Here is a 19,461-nt window from a genome sequence, read left to right as displayed (position 1 = left end):
TCCCATGGCGTAAGCCAGTAAGACCCCTTAGAGATGATGAGGTTGATAGGTCAGAAGTGGAAGCGTGGCGACACGTGGAGCGGACTGATACTAATCGGTCGAGGACTTATCCTATACATTCTTGACAGTTGAGTATTTCGGATTTAGTTTTGAAAGAATCACCGATTCTTTCCATATCCTTCGGAGTGATCTGAAGGCGAAAAAACTACGAAGAGAAGCAGGAATTTGAGGGCCGGAGTGCTTGAAGAAATCCGACGCTTATCTGAAGTAGGGTCCGGTGACAATGGCAAAGAGGTCACACCCGTTCCCATGCCGAACACGGCCGTTAAGCTCTTTTGCGCCGATGGTAGTTGGAGGCTTCCTCCTGTGAGAGTAGGACGTTGCCGGGCAACAGCAAAGACACCTGAATAGGTGTCTTTTTTTGTTCTATGCAGGAAGCAAAAAAGCGACTGCTTAGTTGAAGACACATGAGAGCATTCGTTTAAGCATCTGAAAAACAACAATAAAGCAGGAATTTAAGAACGGCATCTATAAATTTATAAGAATCAACTTCCATAAGGAGATTGGGATGAATATCAATAAATTTGTAACGCCAGAGATTATTTTTGGGAGTAACGCGATAAGGCAAGCAGGGGACGCTTGCGTGCGGCTTGGGGCGAGAAAAGTATTGATTGTTAGTGATAAAGGTGTGGCCAATGCCGGCTGGCTAGAAAAAGTAATGGATCTTTGCAAAGAGTCTCATTTGCCATTTGCTACGTTTATCGATGTGACAATAGACCCAAAAGATCGCGAAGTTGAGCAAGGGTGCCAAGTGTTTGTTCAACATGAGTGTGATGCGATTATTGGGATTGGCGGAGGAAGTGTGTTAGACGTAGCGAAAGCGATTGCCATACTTGCAACGAACGGAGGGGCGATTAGTGATTATGAAGGGATTGATAAAATTAAAAAACCTCTTCCCCCGATGATTATGATTATGACAACGGCAGGATCTGGTTCTGAGGTATCGCAGTTTTCAATCATTGTTGATTCGACTCGAAAAAAGAAAATGACGATTGTATCCAAAACATTGGTACCCGATATCGCCATTATTGATCCTTACACACTTGTAACGAAAGACAGCAGCCTAACCGCTACAACTGGGATGGATGTGTTGACGCATGCTGTCGAGGCCTATGTCAGTGTGGCGGCTACTCCGCTTACAGATGTCCAAGCGAAAAATGCCCTCACCTTGTGTGCTCAATATTTGCGCCCCTCTGTTGCCTCAAAAACAAATAAAGAGGCGAAGGAAGCGATGGCAATGGCTAGTTTACAGGCAGGGCTTGCTTTCTCAAATGCGATCCTAGGGGCAGCGCATGCGATTTCACATGCAATAGGAGGGAAGTTCCCTTTGCCGCATGGAGAGATCAATGCGATTCTTTTGCCGTATGTGATGGACTTTAATTTTATTGCAACACCTAAGCGATTTTTAGACATAGCCACATGTTTAGGGGTCGATACAAGAGGATTGACTGATCGAGAGGCAGGAAATGCTGCGATCGAATTCGTTAAAGAACTATCCTGTGATATCGGTATTCCAACCAAGTTTAAACAAGTCGGGTTAACAGAAATGATTGATCACATAAGCCAAGCGGCGTTAGAAGATGCGTGTATGATTACGAATCCCCGTGACATGGATGTTGAGCAAGTGAAACAAGTATTAAATCATGTTTTATAGGTGGTGACTTCTGATGTTGGATAATAAGCAAGTGATGATTGCGCGTTTAACAGGTGTTGATTCATCCAAAAAAACATACTACACGGAATTAAAGAAAACAGTCGAACAGCTTAAAAAAAAAAATATTCAATTAGAGATCATAAATGAAGTAATGAAAAGCATTAAGGTCGATATGTCACTAGATGATATTTTAACTAATATGATTGATAAACTAAAATTGCTCGTTCACTTTGATCGACTGAGCTTTTTGATGTTAACGAATGAAACGTTAAGATTAAGTCATGTTTATCCTGAAGATAACTATTCCTTAGATATTGGCTCAACCATTCCAAAGGGCCAGTCACTATATTGGTCAGCATTAGACAAAAGACAAACGATTCTCCGAAGTTTAACCGATACGAATCACCTTTTCTATGAGAAACCATATTTAGCTGTCCTTGATCTTAAATCCATTTTAGTCATACCCATTTACAGTAAAAACAAACGGATCGGCGTATTGAGTATCGGTCGGAAACAAGAGATAGACTGGAGCTCTGACGATCTGGCGTTTTTAGAGCAACTGACAGATCATTTAGCCGTTAGTATCGAAAATGTGGAATTATATAGTCAAGTTTTACGGTCAAAACAGGAGTGGGAAGATACGTTTAAAGCAGTAGATGATATGATTGTTGTTTTCGATCAAGAAGGAAATGTGATTCAATTTAATAACGCGGTTCAAGATTTTCTTCAGAGTCATGAATTAACCAATATTTCTTGTTTGGTTGCACACTGTGAACCACTTGTTAAGGAAACGTTCCACTCCGAAAAAGCAGGCCATGAGGAGATCCATCTCCGCAATCAAACCATTTGTGAGCTTTCTACGTACCCCCTTCTCAATAACGAACAGGTGATGTATGGGGTGATTGCTTATATCAAAGATGTGACGGAAAAGCGAAAAATGGAAGTACAGCTCATTCATTCTGGCAAGCTAGCGGCTATCGGTGAAATGGCAGCAGGAGTGGCACATGAACTGAACAGCCCGTTAACGGCCATTTTAGGGAATTCTCAGCTTATCCTTAGAAATATGAAAGATCATGATCCGTTGTTTCCGCTTTTAACGGACATGAAAAATTGTGGCGATCGTTGCAAACGAATTATTAATAGCTTGCTTACTTTTTCAAGGCAGGAAGAATTTGTGTTTGAGGCTTGTTCTATCAACGATGCTGTGAATGAAACATTAAATCTGTTAAAGTATCAATTGGAAAAAGAAAAAGTAATCATTAAAACAGAATTACAAGAAGACATGCCTTTTATTGAAGGGAACCAAGCGCAGATCGAACAAATCATTATCAATTTATTATTAAATGCAAAGGCTGCGTTAGAAGAAACCTTGAGAGAAAAGAAGGAAATACTCATTAAGACGTGGTTTCAGTTTCATGAGGTCCATTTATCGGTTACTGATAACGGAATCGGAATTGAAGAGGAACGTCTCTCAGAAATTTTTCACCCTTTTCATACAACAAAATCGTCTAAAGAAGGAACGGGACTAGGGTTATCTGTAAGTATTGGTATCGCCAAATCGCATGGGGGAACGATTGAAGTTCACAGCAAATTGAATAAAGGAAGTACGTTTATATTAAAGTTGCCAACAGCTAGCCATAAGGTTGGAGGAACGATATGACAAGCATATTAATTATTGACGACGAAGTGGAGGTAGGCAACTTTCTTTCCCACTTGTTCACATCAAAAGGGTACAAGGTACGTGTTGTAAATAGTGGAAAAGAATTTGATGCCATTGATTTTAACTCCCATCAGTTTCAAGGAGCAATGATTGATCTAAAGTTACCTGATGCGAATGGACTTGCGCTACTTAAGCATGTAAAAAGGAGACAACCCCATTGTAAAGTAATCATTATGACAGGGTACAGTACAATCAAAACAGCTGTCGAGGCGATGAAGCTAGGAGCGAGTGATTACATAGAAAAGCCTTTTGATGATATTGATTTGTTAGAAAAACAAGTAGACGATTTGCTCATTTCCAATGGAACATCCAATGAGCAACGCATTCTCGATCTGGCTACAAATGTTGGACTCATTGTGGGACAGAATGAGTCCATGAGACAGGTCATTCAAACAGCTTATAAAGTGGCAGGGAAAAATGTGAATGTGTTAATCGGAGGGGAAACAGGGACGGGAAAGGAAGTGTTAGCACGGTTTATACACCAAGCAAGTCAACGGTGCTATGAATCATTTATTGGAGTGAACTGTGGCGCGCTATCGGAGTCTTTATTGGAGAGTGAACTTTTTGGTCACGAAAAAGGGGCTTTTACGGGAGCCACACAAAAACGAAAAGGTCTTTTTGAAATTGCCAGCAAAGGAACGTTGTTTCTGGATGAAATAGCGGAAGCATCCGCTTCGATTCAAGTGAAACTCTTGCGTGTACTCGAAACCCGCGAGTTTATGCGTGTAGGGGGAGAGCGACCGCTGCGCACAAATACCCGTCTGCTTGCTGCAACGAACGAAGACCTTCAAGAAGCCGTGCAGCAGAAAAAATTTAGAGAAGATTTATTTTATCGGTTAAACGTGGTTCATTTAGAAATTCCGCCGCTTAGAGACAGGAAAGAGGATATTCCCCTATTAATTGAACACTTTTTGAAACGATATCCTGGTATGGATCTCTCTTTTTCTGATGGGGCCTTAGAAATGTTGCAAAGCTATAAGTGGCCTGGGAACATTCGAGAATTATCAAACTACATCACAAGGATCGTTACGTTTGCGGATTCGGGTCATGTGAGAATCACTGCCGATCATCTACCGTTTACAAAGCACCGTTCTGTCACTTCAAAAAAGCGAACAGCTAACGACCGTACCGAAACGCCGGGAGCGGGCATGGACAAGTATATCGAAAAATGGCGGGATGAAGCTTTAAGCTTTTACTCGCAAAAAGAAGTGATCGATTTGGAAGAGGTTCTTGCCCAGCTTAAACAGTTGGAGTCACAACTCGGCAAAGCTCTTATTCAACAAACGTTAGAAACCACCCATGGAAATCGAAGAGAAGCAGCGAAACGGCTACAAATTTCGATGAGAAAGCTTCGATATCTTTTAAATGAAAAACTGAATACGGAATAGCAGATAAAGAACTCTTTATTTAAAAGGGTTCTTTTTTTTATGGCTAGTCCCGTTTGAGCGGGCTTAGCGGAAAATTGTCATGTTTTGTCCATAAAGGCGGCTAGAAATAGCCGATTTTTTGGCCCAGAGGGAAGAGACTTGCGGAAAAGAAAGCGCTTTTATGTTGGCATGGTTTTTGCTCGTTTAAATGTGAAACCAAAATGAGGGGAGCGTTTTTACATGAGCAAAACAAGCGAACGAAGAATGATGAAAGCGGCGGTCGTTGATCAGTTCAATCAGCAATTAGAGATTAAGGAAGTTCCGGTACCTACAGTGGAGTATGGAGAGGTGCTTGTCAAAATTAAGGCATGCGGTGTTTGTCATACAGATTTGCACGCCGCTCATGGAGACTGGCCAGTAAAGCCAAAGCTTCCCCTTATCCCGGGTCATGAAGGGGTAGGCATTGTAGAGGAAATAGGAGAAGGGGTCACTTCAATAAAGGTAGGGGATCGGGTTGGCATTCCGTGGCTTTATTCTGCATGTGGAGAGTGTGAGTATTGTTTAACAGGCCGGGAAACGTTATGCCCTGACCAATTAAATGCAGGTTATTCAGTGGATGGCGGATATGCAGAGTATTGTAAGGCTCCGGCCAATTATATAGTCAAAATTCCAGAACATCTTGATTTTGCCGAAGTGTCCCCGATTTTTTGCGCAGGGGTGACAACCTATAAAGCATTGAAAGTAGCAGATGCCAAAGCCGGTGACTGGGTTGCCATTTATGGAATCGGTGGATTGGGTCACGTTGCTTTGCAGTACGCAAAAGCAATGGGCTATAACGTCGTCGCTGTAGATATTATGGAGGACAAACTTGAATTAGCGAAAAGTCTTGGAGCAGATTTAACAGTCAATGGACTTCAGGTAGACCCTGTTCAAGAAATTAAGGAAAAAGTGGGCGGAGTCCAAGCAGCCATTAGTGTGGCAGTCACAAAAAAAGCATTTGAACAAGCTTATGGGTCTGTTAAAAGAGGAGGGACATTAGTCGTTGTGGGTCTTCCAAACGATGAATTGCCGATTCCGATTTTCGATACGGTGCTACACGGTGTAACCGTGAAAGGCTCAATCGTAGGGACGCGCAAAGACTTGCAAGAATCGATTGAATTTGCAGCCCAAGGGAAAGTGCGAACCAACATCGAAACACAACCGCTCGATAAAATTAACGAAGTGTTTGAAAGAATGGAGAACGGAAAAATTAATGGTCGTGTTGTGTTAACAATTGATGAAACCGCTTAATAGGGGGTAAAAACAATGTCAAAAGTGCAAACAGGTGAAAACAGCTTAAAGCCAAGGTTAGTGTCGTTTTTGAATGGTGCATCAAAGAAACTATTGATCAATGGAGAATGGGTTGACGCATTGTCTGGCCAAACATTTGAGACGATGAATCCAGCGACTGGTGAAACATTGGCCATCGTGGCAGAAGCAGGACAAGAGGACATTGATGTTGCGGTCAAAGCTGCACGAAAGGCGTTCGATGAAGGGCCGTGGTCAAAAATAAGCGCGGCAGAAAGAAGTCGTCTTATCTACAAACTAGCTGATTTAATAGAGGATCATAAAGAAGAGCTGGCTCAGCTAGAGACTTTAGATAACGGCAAGCCGATTCGCGAGACGGCCAACGCGGATGTTCCATTAGCGATTGAACATTTTCGTTATTTTGCTGGATGGTCGACAAAAATAGTAGGACAAACGATTCCAGTGCAAGGAAATTATTTTAATTATACGCGCCATGAAGCGATTGGTGTCGTTGGACAAATCATTCCTTGGAATTTCCCGTTATTGATGGCTGCCTGGAAACTTGGTGCCGCCCTTGCTACAGGTTGTACGGTTGTATTAAAACCAGCCGAACAGACCCCACTTTCTGCTCTATATTTAGGGAAATTGATCAATGAAGCGGGATTTCCAAAAGGGGTTGTGAACATTGTCCCCGGATTTGGACATTCGGCTGGAGCAGCGATTGTGAATCACCCCGCTGTCGATAAAGTCGCTTTTACAGGTTCTACAAATGTCGGAAAGTTAATCATGAAACAAGCGAGTGAATCTTTGAAGAGGGTGACACTTGAACTTGGTGGCAAGTCTCCAAATATCATTTTACCAGATGCCGATCTTTCGAAGGCCGTGCCTGGATCACTTATGGGAATTATGTTCAACCAAGGCCAGGTGTGTTGCGCAGGGAGTCGATTGTATGTACAAAAGAAACAATACGATCATGTCGTTGCAGACCTAGTGTCGTTAACAAAGGAAATCAATCAAGGGGATGGGCTGTTAGAACACACGACAATGGGGCCTTTGATTTCGACTCAACAACAAAAGCGCGTGAAAAATTACATCGATCGTGGCGTTGAGGAGGGGGCAGAGCTATTAGCCGGCGGAACCATTCCATATGACCAAGGATATTTTGTCTCCCCAACCATTTTTGCCGATGTAGATCATTCCATGACCATTGCAAAGGAGGAAATTTTTGGGCCGGTTGTCGCCGCGATGCCGTTTGACAGCGTCGATGACCTAATTGATAAAGCGAACGATTCGGATTATGGGCTAGCTGCTGGTGTTTGGACACAAGACATTAAAAAAGCCCATTACATGGCCCACCGAATCAAGGCGGGAACCATTTGGGTGAATTGCTACAATGTATTTGATGCAGCCAGCCCGTTTGGCGGTTACAAACAATCGGGAATTGGCCGAGAAATGGGAAGCTATGCATTAGACAATTACACGGAAGTAAAAAGTGTCTGGGTCAATATGGATTAAACCGTTAAATCGTGAAAGGAGAGAAGCGATCGTCTACGCTTTTCTCCTTATTTTTATCTTTGCGCCCATCATACATGCCACGAGCCCCGGTCTTTACGCCGGTTTTTTTGCTGTTTATATGCGTTCGTATTTTCATAACCATTTTTTTATTCACCAAACGGTAAAGAAGAGGCATAGTCTAATTGAAAGCAGCGGGCTTCTCGATTCTTTGCCCGATCCACAGACGGTTCGTACTGCCAGAGTTAAAAGAAAAAACAATCCGGTTATGTTCTTGCTTGGTTGAAATAACGTTATTTAACAAGACCAATACACACGGTACTCAGTAAGTCGCCATTCCTATATAGGCAAACCATTAATGGTATAATAAAAAAAACGTAGAAAAAGGGAGGCGCAAAATGAAGGAATTTGCCGAACCGCTTTACCCAGAAGTAGCTCGATTGCCTCATGAAGAGAAGTTATTTCAATTAAAAGATGTGAGACGGTTAAAGTTGTTGTCCCATTATGGAGCAGGTTCATTGGTTTCTCCAGTCGTGCATTCACGTTTCGAACATACGGTGGGCGTTTGGAAGTTAGCAGCCCATTTTCAACCAGATAATAACGAATTGCGGGTTGCAGCAATTTTGCATGATATTGGGCATTTGCCTTTTTCCCATAGTGTCGAGAAGGCGCTTGGATTTGATCATCATGAGTTGACGGCGAAGCGTATTCACTCGCCTCATATTACTGCTGTGTTAACGGAAGCGAATATTGATTTGGATAAAGTCATGGCTTATCTCCATCATCCTGGGCCTCTAACAGGCGCAAATACGATAATGGGGTTAGACCACTTGGACAGCTTTTTGAGGGATACGTACATGGCTGGCACGAATCGTGTCCATCCATGGGAACTGGTCAAACATATGGAGTGCACTGAATGGGGAGTGGCTTGTGGCGAGGAAACAGCAGCACAGTTAATGGAATTAGTTGTCCGTGCCCATGAGTGGATGTGCTCGCCAACTTTGCTTGCAGCTGATGCAGTCCTTGCAGAAGCGATCCTATGTGACTGGGCGGAGGTCGGCGATGACCGCGATGTATTTGTTGAGCTAACCGATTGGGACGTCCTGTCTGTCTTGAAAACATCGCCGTCGTTACGGGCAAGAATGTGGATACGGACGTTGCTTGAAGAACCGCACAAATTACTTGTTCGTGAAGGGGCGAGCGGGTCAGGCATCCCGATCAGCGTAAGAAAACTATATGCCAAAGCGCCTTTGGTTAACGACAAGTCTTATTTGGATACGATTCAGGAAGAACTTTCCACGAAATTGCAGTCATTCGTAAAAACCTATGAAGTAATCGATTTTTTGGCTGTCGCAGATCATGTTTAACACTGGCCAAACACCAATTCGAATTGATTTTCATAAGATGGATAAACGTCTATATGTATAAAGGCACTCTTTATGGCGACACTTATAGTGGAGGTGGCATAAAGGTGGCAACAACAACGAAAACCGTTTATATTAAAGGAAAGCGTAGCTGTGGCGTCTGCCAATCTATGAAAGAAGCGGGTCTGTCATTAGGAACGTTATTTTTGTGCCAAGACTGTGAACAAGAGATCATGCGATTGGAACCTGGCGAAGACGCTTATCAAAAATGCGTAGATGCGTTAAAAAGATTGTGGAATTGAAAAGAAGTGCCATTCGCTTTACTAGAATGGTTAGAAGGCCAGTTGATTTTATGCGAAACTGGCTTTTTTCATTCCTTTATTTTAGCGAACAGGTTTGAAAATAGTTATAGAAGGAACTTTTTCATTTAGCAAATGCAAAAGGAAATGGTAGAGGCATAGAAGGGGAACTTAAATGAAAGCACGAACACCGATTATAGATGCATTGCAACGACATAGTGACAAACAGCCTTTGTCTTTTCATGTGCCAGGCCATAAAAATGGCGCCGTCTGGCCTGGAAGCTTGGCGTCTTTTCAGCATGTACTCGCTTATGATGTTACGGAGCTGGAAGGGTTGGATGACCTTCATGATCCCACTGGCCCGATTGCGGAATCGCAAGCACTTTGTGCCACCTTTTATGGTGCAGGCGAGACAAGTTACTTGGTTGGCGGTTCTACTAGCGGGAATTTGGCGATGATTTACGGACTATGCAAGGAAGGCGATGTTGTCTTGGTTCAACGGAACTGCCACAAGTCGGTTTTGCATGCGCTGGAGTTGGCAAGAGCAAAAGCCGTTTTTCTTGCTCCTGAATATGATAAAAAGACAGGGCGGCCCCTTGGTTTGACCGCTGATGTTCTCGAAGCAGCGCTAAGTCGATACCCTGGTGCAAAAGCACTCATTGCTACTTATCCCGATTATTGGGGCACGGTTCGCAATCAAGCAGCCATTTTTGCTCAGGCAAAGGAGGCAGGTTTGCTCGTGCTTGTCGACGAAGCACATGGAGCGCATTTTAAACTAGGGGAACATGAAGGGAGCTGTCCCAAACAGGCACTTGACATTGGAGCAGATGTTGTCGTGCAATCGGCCCATAAAATGCTGCCTGCTTTAACAATGGGGGCTTGGCTGCATTTTGCAAAAGAGACGACCGCGGCTATTAGGGAGCCAGTCAAACGGGCGTTAACGATGGTGCAGTCGAGCAGTCCGTCGTACTTGCTTCTTGCTTCATTAGATGGGGCACGTGCCTATATCGAAAACGAAGGGGAAGCAGCATTTGCTAAAGCATTTCACGCTAGCCAACGTTTACAAGAGGCGATAGGCAGCCATTCTATGCTGGAAGTTGTCGAAAATGCAGGCGAGTGCTACCAAAATGACCCGTTAAAGGTTACAATAAAAACAAATGATTCACGTTCTGGTACATGGTTGCTTCAAGAGTTGGCAAAGGCAGGAATTTGGGCGGAGATGGCTGATCCAAACGCTATCCTTTTCGTACTAGGGGTTGGGCAGGACTTTGATGCTAGCCTGTTCCATTCACGGCTTTCGACACGTTGTTGGCAGCCCGAAAAGGATAGAAAAAAGTGTCTGTTCCAGGCAGGAGCAGGGCCGGCTATTTCCGAATTGATAGACATGAAACGGCCCGAATCTGGCTCAGAAACTGTTCCGCTGAGTGAAGCCGTTGGCAGAGTTGCAGCTGAGCCACTTGTCCCGTACCCCCCTGGAGTTCCTCTTTTGTATCGAGGAGAAAAGGTGACTGCTGCCCATGTTGACGAGATTGACCGACTGCTTGAAGCAAGCGTCCGCTTTCAAGGGATGGACCCAGAACATGGATTACGTGTACAAATGCCGGAGGATTAGACATGGAAAAAGGGCTGTTTATTACAGTTGAAGGCGGAGAAGGCGCCGGTAAAACGACGATCATCAATCTTGTGCAAGAGCAACTAACCACTCAAGGCTACCAAGTGATCCGCACGAGAGAACCAGGCGGCGTGGAACTGGCTGAGAAAATTCGCGACTTATTGTTGCATACGCAAGGGGTTGAAATGGATAACCGCACGGAAGCATTGCTTTACGCTGCCGCGAGAAGAGAGCATTTGATCAAAAAAATTGTTCCTGCTCTTGCGGAGGGAGCCCTTGTCTTATGTGATCGTTATATAGATTCAAGCCTTGTTTACCAAGGCCATGCAAGAGGAATAGGAATGGAAGAAGTCAGAGCCATTAATGGCTTTGCGATCGAGTCTTACATGCCAGACTTAACGTTGTATTTTGATGTTGAACCGGAAACGGGGCTGGAAAGGGTGCAAAAGGACGCTGTCCGCAGTTGGAATCGGTTGGACCAAGAGACGCTTGCTTTTCATAAGCGTGTCCAGGAAGGTTACAAACAACTGCTAAAGGCTGAACCGGAGCGAATAAAAGCCATTGATGCCAACCGTTCTTTTGCAGAAGTGTTTCATGATACAATGGAAGAAATCAACCGAGTGCTTTCGTCTACTAAAGACTAAACATAAAGTGGGGTGCGATAAATGAAACTTATTATTGCCGTAGTTCAGGATAAAGACAGCACGCGTTTGTCTGACGGGCTTGTAAAAGCCGATTTTCGCGCAACGAAACTTTCTAGCACAGGTGGATTCCTCAAGGCAGGAAATACCACGTTTCTGATTGGCGTTGATGACGATAAAGTAGAAGATGTCATGGCAATTATCCAAAAAAATTGCCGTAGCCGTGAACAGGTGGTGGCGCCGATTTCGCCAATGGGCGGCAATGCCGATTCCTATGTTCCTTACCCAGTTGAAGTACAAGTCGGGGGCGCTACCGTCTTTGTCCTTCCTGTAGACCAATTTGAACAATTTTAGGAGCAGGTGAGACACGTGGATACATGGAAAGATTGGCAAGAGGCACAGCCGCAGGTTGTGCCTATGCTTGTTGCGAGCATTCAAAAAAACCGCTTGGCCCATGCTTACTTGTTTGAAGGGGAAGCCGGAAGTGGCAAGCATGAAGTGGCTTTGCTGATGGCCAAACGTTTTTTCTGTAAGGAACACAATGGAGTAGAGCCGTGCCATGCATGCAGTGATTGTTTGCGGATTGAACATGGCAACCACCCTGACGTCCACCAAGTCGCCCCAGACGGACAATCGATTAAAAAAGAACAGATCGAATACTTGCAAAAAGAATTTACGTACAGGGGCATGGAGTCTGCTGCTAAAGTGTATATCGTCTCCCACGTAGATAAAATGACCGCAAGCGCTGCAAATAGTTTATTGAAGTTTCTGGAAGAGCCACAAGGCCAAACATTGGCGATCCTTTTGACGGAAAACGGTGCAAGCATCTTGCCGACGATTCGCTCCCGCGCCCAACAAATGCGGTTTTTGCCGCCTTCGCAAACGCAAATAGCAAGGAAACTTGTTGCCGAAGGAATCGAAGAAAATCAGGCGTTGTTTTTGGCTGCTTTAACGGGAAACAAAGCTTACGCGAAGGCACTAGCCGAGGGAGACTGGTCTTTTCAAGCAAGAACCGTAGTGTTACAATTGATGCATGAGCTTTTTACAAGGCCAGATCTTGCTGCAATCACACTTGCTGATAAGTGGATTCCGCTTATGAAGGAGCGGTTGCAACAAGAAATGGGGCTTGAAATGATGTTACTTTGGTTAAGAGACCTTTTATATATACAGGCTGGAAAGCAGGATAAGCTTGTCTATGCTGACAACAGAAGCAAATTTGATGAGCTGGCGCTTTCTACATCACAGCACACCATTCGCGCAGCAATGAGCCATGTGCTTGAAGCGAAAAGGCATCTTAGCGCCAACGTTTCCATCCAGCTTGTGATGGAACGACTGCTTTTCACCATACAGGAGGGCTAAGTTTTGCACGAGGTCATAGGTGTCCGTTTTAAAAAAGCGGGCAAAATTTACTACTTCTCTCCAGGCCCGTTTCAGCTTACAGGCGCAGAGGCTGTTATTGTTGAAACGTCCCGGGGCGTTGAGTACGGGAAAATTGTTGTTCCTCCAAAGTTTGTTAGTGAAGAGGACATCGTCTTGCCACTAAAGCCAGTAATGCGAGTGGCGACTAGCAAAGACGAAGAAACAGTGAGAGAAAACAAACGGGCCGCTGAAGACGCATTTGCAACATGCCATGCGAAAATTGTAGAGCATCAACTAGATATGAAGCTTGTTGATGTGGAATACACGTTTGACCGTAACAAAGTGCTCTTTTATTTTACTGCTGATGGGCGAATCGATTTTCGCGAGCTCGTTAAAGACTTAGCAGCGATTTTTCGGACAAGGATTGAGCTTCGGCAAATCGGTGTCCGCGATGAAGCAAAAATGCTTGGCGGCATTGGCCCTTGTGGCCGGATGCTTTGCTGTTCAACGTTTTTAGGCGACTTTGAGCCAGTCTCGATTAAAATGGCAAAAGACCAAAATTTATCGCTAAACCCGGCGAAAATTTCAGGTCTTTGCGGCCGGTTAATGTGTTGTTTAAAGTATGAAAATGACACATATGAGGAAGCTAAGAAAGAAATGCCTGACATTGGCAAGCCGATTGATACGCCTGATGGCAAAGGCAAAGTGGTTGGCTTAAATTTGCTAGACCGAATCGTTCAAGTCCAACTGGCAGAAGAACAGCAAACGCTGGAGTATGCTTTTGAAGAACTGATGAGAAAGGAGACAGTCGCTTCGGAAGCAACTGAATAACGAGGTGAAACATGTGGACAAAAAAGCCATATTCACTCAAGTCTCGAGCCTTGAAGAGCGGATAGGGGATCTTCATGACGAACTAAGAGGGCTAAAAGAGCAACTGGCATACTTAATTGAAGAAAACCATTACTTGCATGTCGAAAATGAAAATCTCCGTAAACGGCTTGAACCAGAAGCTGGGACGAAAAACACGGTCACGCTCTCAGGGAAAAGCTCACGCAAAAAAATGGTTGGGGAAGGTCATGAAAACTTGGCCCGTTTGTACCAGGAAGGATTCCATATTTGCAATACCCATTACGGCAGTATAAGGCCTGAAGGGGATGACTGCTTGTTTTGCCTGTCCTTTTTGCACCAAAAATAAGCGCGTGCAACGATCAAGATGTTACATTTAGAAGTCGGCTCCGTTTGGACGATCTATTCGGGTAGCCGGCTTTTTCGTTGAAAAAGGAGGGGCCATGCTTTTACAAGGAGAACGGCTCGACAAAGTGGCGGGCAGCAACCTATCGATTATCCAAAGTGACCGGACATTCGCTTATTCGATTGATGCGGTGTTGCTTGGCCGCTTTGCTTATGTACCTATCCAAAAAGGGCGTATTCTTGATTTATGCAGCGGAAATGGCATTGTCGGTCTCGTTCTGTCAACTCGCACGAAAGCATTGATCGATTTGGTTGAAGTCCAAGCGCCATTACACGACATGGCAGAGCGGACGATACGCGTGAATCAACTAGAAAAACAGGTGACTTCGCTGTGTTTTGATTTAAAAGAAACAAAAAACAAACTTCCCCATAGCTCGTATGATACGGTTACATGCAATCCCCCTTATTTTCAACTTGGAGGAAACAAGCAAGTAAAAGAACAGCGGGCCCTCTCCCTCGCTCGCCATGAGCTTGCCTGCACGTTGGCGGACGTTGTCCAAGCAGGCAGTTATGCATTGAAATATGGCGGCAAGTTAGCTCTCGTTCATCGGCCAGAACGCCTGGCGGACATGATGGAAGAAATGCGCAATTGCAACATCGAGCCAAAACGACTGCGTTTTTGCCACCCTCGGGGGGAAGCAAACGCCAACATCGTTCTTTTGGAAGGGATAAAGGGTGGCAAGCCAGGGCTTGTTTGTGAACCGCCTTTAATTGTTTATAATAAAGACCAGTATACGCCAGCCTTTCAAAGGGAGTATTTTGGAAGATGACACATGTGATGTATGTACTTGAATGCAAGGACGGCAGTTGGTACACCGGTTATACCAATCATTTGCAAAAACGACTAGCGCTGCATGAAGCAGGCAAAGGGGCAAAGTATACCCGGGGAAGAGGACCGTTTACGCTCGTGTTCTTTGAAGAATTTCCCACAAAAGAAGAGGCGATGCGCTACGAATATGCCTTTAAACAACTGTCCAAAAAGGAAAAACAGCTTTACATAGCCAAGCGAAGAAAAGAGGAAGGACGATGAAAGAGCAAAAAAGTTTCCAGCACACTGCTGGGTGCCTTTATTTGGTGCCGACGCCAATTGGTAACTTGGAGGACATGACATTCCGCGGCATTCGAATGTTGAAAGAAGCCGATTTAATTGCTGCTGAAGATACAAGGCAAACTCGTAAGCTTACGGCTCACTTTGAAATTCATACGCCGCTAGTCAGCTATCATGAGCATAATCAAAAGCAGGCCGGTGCTGAACTTTTAGCGGAAATGGAAAAGGGAAAAACAATTGCTCTTGTCAGTGATGCAGGCATGCCTGGAATTTCCGATCCTGGTGAAGCGCTTGCCAAGCTTTGCATTGATGCAGGCATTCCAGTGGTTGCCTTGCCTGGGGCAAATGCAGCATTGACTGCTTTGGTCGCTTCAGGCTTGCCTGCTAAGCAATTTGCTTTCCACGGTTTCTTGCCGCGAGGGAAAAAAGAGCGGAGAGAAGTGTTAGCCCGTTTGGCCACTGCAAACGAAACCATGTTGTTTTACGAAGCGCCACACCGCCTTAGCCAGACGTTAGCAGCGATGTATGAAGCGTTTGGCGACAGGGAAATCGCCATTGGCCGGGAACTGACTAAGAAATTTGAAGAGTATCAGCGTGGTCTTCTAAGTGAAGCGGTCGCTTGGACAGAAACAGGGACAATCAAGGGGGAGTTTTGTTTAGTTGTAGAAGGGGCAAGCCAACAAGCAAATGAAGATCAAGAACAGTGGTGGGCACTGTTAAGTGAAACAGCACATGTTGATCATTATATCGCCATTGGTCTAAGCCAAAAAGACGCGATTAAGCAAGTAGCTGTTGATCGTGACGTTCCGAAACGGCAAATTTATCAAGCGTACCATCAACACTAAAAAACAAAAAACCTGCACATAAGGGGCAGGTTTTAAAAGCATCATGCTTATGATTTTTTTGCGACATATTCTTGCAGTTGGCCAATAATTGCTTCGGCACCTTGAGGACTAAGAATGATCTTGCCGTTTGCGAGTGATAGGTTGTCATCAGACACTTCGCCAGTTACTTGGCAAGTCATGTTAGCTTTATACTTCTTGAGAATGATGCGGTCATTGTCGACATAAATTTCCAACGCGTCTTTTTCGGCGATTTCCAATGTACGTCTCAGTTCGATGGGAATGACAACACGACCTAGTTCATCCACTTTGCGTACAATTCCTGTAGATTTCATTCTTAGATTTCCTCCTCAAATATGGTGGTGTGCGCTTATTTACGAAAAATAAACGGACTCTGTATGTGTCATAATTCGACATAATTCTATAGTAATCTAAGAATAACAATATTTCCAAAACAAGTCAAACAAATTTATATAAAAAATCGCATATTTTGTGAAAACTTGTGCGTCCCGAGGAAGCATTGGAAAGAATAATCCTGTAATAGCAATGGTTTAACAGAGGTAGTGTCTCAGAAAGGAGGAAAGGAAAAATGGATTTAAGCGAAGAAATAATTTCCAAATTAAAGCAATCTAACATCCTTTTAAAAAAGCAGTATTCAAATAGTCATAGTCAAAAAGATTTGATTCGACAAAATTTGAGAAAGTCGGCAACGCTTATTCGACAAATGGAGACAATTTCGGCAGGCCAACTCATTGATCTTTTAGAAGGGCGGAAAATTGGTGGCGCTGATGGCTCGGTCAACCAAACAAATGGCGAACCACCACATGTACTCTATTTTTTTCAAGCGTTGGCGAAAACCACAGATGGAAAGGAACAATGGGCTTCTGATTTGTATGTTCCACTGTTGGAGGAACTAGATGAGTCTTCAGGAAACCGCCGTTCGTACTTACTTGCCAAGTTGGAGCTTGAAGCGGCTACCCGCTTGCTTGAAGCAGAAGATATCCGCGTCATGCTCATGGACGGGGCGCTCTACCATTATCGGATCGATGCCCCAGAGGAATGGGAAGCGTTGCGGGCGCTTGCGTTAAAAAACGATACGTTGCTTGTTGGCGTATCAGAAGAAATCACAACGGAAAATTTAGTCCAATTGCCAGCTTTTGCCCCATTTGCGAAGAACCCGTATTCTTATGATAGAGACTTGCTGTTTGGTGTGTTAAACGAAAATGAAATGGTTTACCTTGAAGATATCCAACATAAAGCAGGCTTAACATCTGTTTGGATGAGGCTTGGGGCGACGCCTGCGATTACCGGATTTGATATGCTTGAAGAACAAGCGACACATATGGCGCTTGTCGGCGATTTGCTTTGTACGCTCACACCAAAAGAAGGCCGGGGCATTCCTCTTTGGCTTGATTACATTGACAAAGAAATCCGGATAACGGACCAGCTTGTCGAAGGGTTGGTTGAACAATATTTAGATCCCGATGTTCGTAAGCAGTTTTTTACAAAAATGCGGCAAAGCCGGCCTTATTAAAAGGAGGAAACAACGATGCAAGTGGTTGGTGTCACGACGCAGCATGAAGTCCATGTTGCTTCAAAAACCCATAAGTTCCGCATGAATGAAATGCTTGTCATTGAAGACGACGAACTGTTTAAGCCAAAGGGGGAAGTCGTTGAAACATTTTCTTACAATCGCTATATTCCAATGGGAATGGACAAAGGGTTAGTCGATCGCGATGTACTGGAAACACTCGAAGCGATTGGATACGATATTGGCCAAGACGATATCCATCTAGCTAAAGTGCGCTTATTTGAAGAGGCACAAAAGCCAATCCAAACAGGTGCGGCAGTGCGCCATCCTGAGTTCAGTGAAATCGAGCATTTGCTGTTGACGACTGGACCAGAGAAAGGGATGGTACTCGGAGAAGTAAAGTCGACTGACTTTATCGCTGAAACGATTCCTGAACATTTACAAGGGCTCATGCTTTTGCACGAACAAGGAAAGACAACGCCGCAACAAGGTGTCCCGTTTATTTTTGACATTCGCGCAATGCAGCAATATCCCCATATTGGCGTATTTGGTGGCTCGGGGTCAGGGAAATCATTCGGTTTGCGGGTGATGCTTGAGGAATTAATGAAGCTGAAAATTCCAGCGCTTGTGTTTGATCCCCATTTTGAAATGAATTTTTCAGGCAAAACGGAAGCGCATAAAGGTCAGGTTGACTACGACTCCCGCTATGAAGTCGTACAAATCGGCCGCGATGTCGGTGTCGATTTCTCCGCCTTGTCGACAAGGGACATCGAAAGGCTCCTCGGCGCTGCTGGATCGTTGACGGAGTCGATGGTCAATGTCGTGCAAACACTCCATAAAAAGAAAGACAGTTATCAATCGTTTTCCGACCGTGTTGCCAATTTAATAGAAGCACTTGATCTGGGCAAACAAAAAATAGACGGTATGCTCCATGATGGCGGCATGTCACGGGATGAAATCGCCAGATACGGCACCTTTAAAAAGCTGTTAGACCAGTTTGGCAGTTTGCCGCCGTCCTCTGTAAAAGGGATCCAATGGCGCTTGCACCGGCTCAACCAAGCAGGGCTTTTCCAACAAAATATCCGTGCCATTGAGCACGGCATCCATAGCGGCAAGCTTGTTGTCGTCCAAGGGGCTGTTTGGTTGCTGCAAGTGTTCTCCAGCTATGTCATTGGTACGCTTTATTCAAAAAGGCGCTCTTATAAAGATGCGAAACTCCAGCAACAACAAGCCCAATTTTTCCCGCCGTTTGTGATTGTGACCGATGAAGCGCACAACTTTGCGCCGAAAGGCTTTGATGCGCCAGCCAAGTCGGTGTTAAAGGAAATTGCTCAGGAAGGACGGAAGTATGGGACGTTTTTAATCTTCGCAACGCAACGACCGACGTTGCTCGATGAAACGATTACGGCACAGCTTAATTCAAAATTTGTCTTTCGTACAGTTCGGGGAACGGACATCCAAACGATTAAAGAAGAAACCGACTTAACGGCGGAAGAAGGCAAGCGCCTGCCCTATTTGCGTTCAGGTGATGTGTTTGTTTCATCGGCGATTATCGGCCGGACAATGGCGGTTCGGATTCGGTTAGCCCATTCAACGAGTCCCCATACGATGAATCCATTTGATGAGCTTGAGCAAATGAATGCAGCAGACGATGAAGAAATCATCGCTGCATTAGCGGACTTTTTGCCGATGGCGGAAATGCATGTGATGCAAAAGCTGGATGCATTAAACAAACAAGCGTCCAAAGCATGGGATGTCTCTGAGTGGAAAAGCGAACTTGAACGCTTATGCAGGGAAGGAAAGCTTAAAAAAGAGAAAACACCATTTGCGACGTTGTATGACCAGGCTTGACAAAGTGATGTATGATTGGCTATATTTTGGATAAGAATGAAGATAAATCGAATGTCTATGAAC

General features: G+C 44.5%; 19 protein-coding genes and 2 rRNA genes. 20 read left to right on the top strand and 1 reads right to left on the bottom strand.

All coding sequences use genetic code 11. The features are described 5' to 3' along the window. The 18 genes from N6H06_RS21560 to rsmI form a co-directional block, all read left to right on the top strand. A 23S ribosomal RNA gene (locus tag N6H06_RS21560) occupies positions 1 to 114 on the top strand; the annotation flags it as partial. A gap of 159 nt (positions 115 to 273) precedes the next feature. Then, positions 274 to 389 (top strand): 5S ribosomal RNA (rrf, locus tag N6H06_RS21555). Between the two features lie 179 nt (positions 390 to 568). Continuing rightward, complete coding sequence (locus N6H06_RS21550; RefSeq protein ID WP_263707921.1) at positions 569 to 1,714, top strand: iron-containing alcohol dehydrogenase; 1,146 nt, start codon at positions 569 to 571, stop codon at positions 1,712 to 1,714. Positions 1,715 to 1,727: 13 nt separating this feature from the next. Next, a complete protein-coding gene (locus tag N6H06_RS21545; protein WP_263707920.1) occupies positions 1,728 to 3,374 on the top strand; it encodes a sensor histidine kinase in 1,647 nt (548 codons plus the stop codon). After that, positions 3,371 to 4,822, top strand: a complete 1,452-nt coding sequence (locus N6H06_RS21540) for a sigma-54-dependent transcriptional regulator (protein WP_062751149.1) — start codon at positions 3,371 to 3,373, stop codon at positions 4,820 to 4,822. The genes N6H06_RS21545 and N6H06_RS21540 overlap by 4 nt, the downstream gene beginning before the upstream one ends. 246 nt (positions 4,823 to 5,068) lie before the next feature. Then, positions 5,069 to 6,091, top strand: coding sequence for an alcohol dehydrogenase AdhP (gene adhP, locus N6H06_RS21535; RefSeq protein ID WP_062751176.1), 1,023 nt, complete (start codon positions 5,069 to 5,071; stop codon positions 6,089 to 6,091). A gap of 15 nt (positions 6,092 to 6,106) precedes the next feature. After that, positions 6,107 to 7,603 (top strand): aldehyde dehydrogenase family protein, encoded by a 1,497-nt coding sequence (locus N6H06_RS21530; RefSeq protein ID WP_062751147.1) that lies wholly within the window; start codon positions 6,107 to 6,109, stop codon positions 7,601 to 7,603. Positions 7,604 to 7,998: 395 nt separating this feature from the next. Next, on the top strand, positions 7,999 to 8,967 hold the full coding sequence (locus N6H06_RS21525; protein ID WP_263707919.1) for an HD domain-containing protein: 969 nt from the start codon (positions 7,999 to 8,001) through the stop codon (positions 8,965 to 8,967). Between the two features lie 104 nt (positions 8,968 to 9,071). Then, complete coding sequence (locus N6H06_RS21520; protein ID WP_062751143.1) at positions 9,072 to 9,266, top strand: sigma factor G inhibitor Gin; 195 nt, start codon at positions 9,072 to 9,074, stop codon at positions 9,264 to 9,266. Positions 9,267 to 9,438: 172 nt separating this feature from the next. Then, positions 9,439 to 10,875: an aminotransferase class I/II-fold pyridoxal phosphate-dependent enzyme gene (locus tag N6H06_RS21515; RefSeq protein WP_263707918.1), complete on the top strand. Its 1,437-nt coding sequence runs from the start codon at positions 9,439 to 9,441 to the stop codon at positions 10,873 to 10,875. 2 nt (positions 10,876 to 10,877) lie between these two features. Then, positions 10,878 to 11,519, top strand: a complete 642-nt coding sequence (gene tmk / locus N6H06_RS21510; protein ID WP_213029616.1) for a dTMP kinase — start codon at positions 10,878 to 10,880, stop codon at positions 11,517 to 11,519. Positions 11,520 to 11,540: 21 nt separating this feature from the next. After that, positions 11,541 to 11,870: a cyclic-di-AMP receptor gene (locus N6H06_RS21505; RefSeq protein ID WP_062751137.1), complete on the top strand. Its 330-nt coding sequence runs from the start codon at positions 11,541 to 11,543 to the stop codon at positions 11,868 to 11,870. 15 nt (positions 11,871 to 11,885) lie between these two features. Continuing rightward, positions 11,886 to 12,875, top strand: a complete 990-nt coding sequence (gene holB / locus N6H06_RS21500) for a DNA polymerase III subunit delta' (RefSeq protein ID WP_064505385.1) — start codon at positions 11,886 to 11,888, stop codon at positions 12,873 to 12,875. A gap of 3 nt (positions 12,876 to 12,878) precedes the next feature. Then, a complete protein-coding gene (locus N6H06_RS21495) occupies positions 12,879 to 13,706 on the top strand; it encodes a PSP1 domain-containing protein (RefSeq protein WP_062751135.1) in 828 nt (275 codons plus the stop codon). Positions 13,707 to 13,719: 13 nt separating this feature from the next. After that, a complete protein-coding gene (gene yabA, locus N6H06_RS21490) occupies positions 13,720 to 14,070 on the top strand; it encodes a DNA replication initiation control protein YabA (RefSeq protein WP_062751172.1) in 351 nt (116 codons plus the stop codon). A 94-nt stretch (positions 14,071 to 14,164) separates the two neighbouring features. Then, positions 14,165 to 14,896 carry a tRNA1(Val) (adenine(37)-N6)-methyltransferase gene (locus tag N6H06_RS21485; RefSeq protein WP_062751133.1) on the top strand — a complete coding sequence of 244 codons (732 nt, stop codon included), beginning with the start codon at positions 14,165 to 14,167 and terminating at the stop codon, positions 14,894 to 14,896. Then, positions 14,893 to 15,156 (top strand): GIY-YIG nuclease family protein, encoded by a 264-nt coding sequence (locus tag N6H06_RS21480; RefSeq protein WP_062751132.1) that lies wholly within the window; start codon positions 14,893 to 14,895, stop codon positions 15,154 to 15,156. Before N6H06_RS21485 ends, N6H06_RS21480 begins: the two co-directional genes overlap by 4 nt. Then, positions 15,153 to 16,019 carry a 16S rRNA (cytidine(1402)-2'-O)-methyltransferase gene (rsmI, locus tag N6H06_RS21475; protein ID WP_062751130.1) on the top strand — a complete coding sequence of 289 codons (867 nt, stop codon included), beginning with the start codon at positions 15,153 to 15,155 and terminating at the stop codon, positions 16,017 to 16,019. The genes N6H06_RS21480 and rsmI overlap by 4 nt, the downstream gene beginning before the upstream one ends. 47 nt (positions 16,020 to 16,066) lie before the next feature. On the opposite strand, the gene N6H06_RS21470 is transcribed toward rsmI, so the two are convergent. Further along, complete coding sequence (locus tag N6H06_RS21470) at positions 16,067 to 16,351, bottom strand: AbrB/MazE/SpoVT family DNA-binding domain-containing protein (protein WP_011244922.1); 285 nt, start codon at positions 16,349 to 16,351, stop codon at positions 16,067 to 16,069. Positions 16,352 to 16,605: 254 nt separating this feature from the next. On the opposite strand from N6H06_RS21470, the gene N6H06_RS21465 reads away from it, so the two are divergent. Together N6H06_RS21465 and N6H06_RS21460 are read left to right on the top strand one after the other, a co-directional pair. Next, positions 16,606 to 17,550, top strand: coding sequence for a DNA double-strand break repair nuclease NurA (locus N6H06_RS21465; RefSeq protein WP_062751128.1), 945 nt, complete (start codon positions 16,606 to 16,608; stop codon positions 17,548 to 17,550). Positions 17,551 to 17,565: 15 nt separating this feature from the next. Then, a complete protein-coding gene (locus N6H06_RS21460) occupies positions 17,566 to 19,398 on the top strand; it encodes an ATP-binding protein (protein WP_062751126.1) in 1,833 nt (610 codons plus the stop codon). Positions 19,399 to 19,461 lie beyond the last annotated feature (63 nt).

The organism is Shouchella tritolerans (assembly GCF_025770735.1).
GTDB lineage: Bacteria > Bacillota > Bacilli > Bacillales > Bacillaceae_D > Shouchella > Shouchella tritolerans.
Note: the sequence above shows the minus strand (reverse complement) of the source record. Positions and strands in the feature narration are given on the sequence as shown.

What these genes read in the sequence shown, in the direction of transcription:
- N6H06_RS21550 (WP_263707921.1), top strand. Translation starts at nt 569, where the DNA reads ATGAATATCAATAAATTTGTAACGCCAGAGATTATTTTTGGGAGTAAC.
- N6H06_RS21545 (WP_263707920.1), top strand. Translation starts at nt 1,728, where the DNA reads ATGTTGGATAATAAGCAAGTGATGATTGCGCGTTTAACAGGTGTTGAT.
- N6H06_RS21540 (WP_062751149.1), top strand. Translation starts at nt 3,371, where the DNA reads ATGACAAGCATATTAATTATTGACGACGAAGTGGAGGTAGGCAACTTT.
- adhP (WP_062751176.1), top strand. Translation starts at nt 5,069, where the DNA reads ATGAAAGCGGCGGTCGTTGATCAGTTCAATCAGCAATTAGAGATTAAG.
- N6H06_RS21530 (WP_062751147.1), top strand. Translation starts at nt 6,107, where the DNA reads ATGTCAAAAGTGCAAACAGGTGAAAACAGCTTAAAGCCAAGGTTAGTG.
- N6H06_RS21525 (WP_263707919.1), top strand. Translation starts at nt 7,999, where the DNA reads ATGAAGGAATTTGCCGAACCGCTTTACCCAGAAGTAGCTCGATTGCCT.
- N6H06_RS21515 (WP_263707918.1), top strand. Translation starts at nt 9,439, where the DNA reads ATGAAAGCACGAACACCGATTATAGATGCATTGCAACGACATAGTGAC.
- tmk (WP_213029616.1), top strand. Translation starts at nt 10,878, where the DNA reads ATGGAAAAAGGGCTGTTTATTACAGTTGAAGGCGGAGAAGGCGCCGGT.
- N6H06_RS21505 (WP_062751137.1), top strand. Translation starts at nt 11,541, where the DNA reads ATGAAACTTATTATTGCCGTAGTTCAGGATAAAGACAGCACGCGTTTG.
- N6H06_RS21485 (WP_062751133.1), top strand. Translation starts at nt 14,165, where the DNA reads ATGCTTTTACAAGGAGAACGGCTCGACAAAGTGGCGGGCAGCAACCTA.
- N6H06_RS21480 (WP_062751132.1), top strand. Translation starts at nt 14,893, where the DNA reads ATGACACATGTGATGTATGTACTTGAATGCAAGGACGGCAGTTGGTAC.
- rsmI (WP_062751130.1), top strand. Translation starts at nt 15,153, where the DNA reads ATGAAAGAGCAAAAAAGTTTCCAGCACACTGCTGGGTGCCTTTATTTG.
- N6H06_RS21470 (WP_011244922.1), bottom strand. Translation starts at nt 16,351, where the DNA reads ATGAAATCTACAGGAATTGTACGCAAAGTGGATGAACTAGGTCGTGTT.
- N6H06_RS21465 (WP_062751128.1), top strand. Translation starts at nt 16,606, where the DNA reads ATGGATTTAAGCGAAGAAATAATTTCCAAATTAAAGCAATCTAACATC.
- N6H06_RS21460 (WP_062751126.1), top strand. Translation starts at nt 17,566, where the DNA reads ATGCAAGTGGTTGGTGTCACGACGCAGCATGAAGTCCATGTTGCTTCA.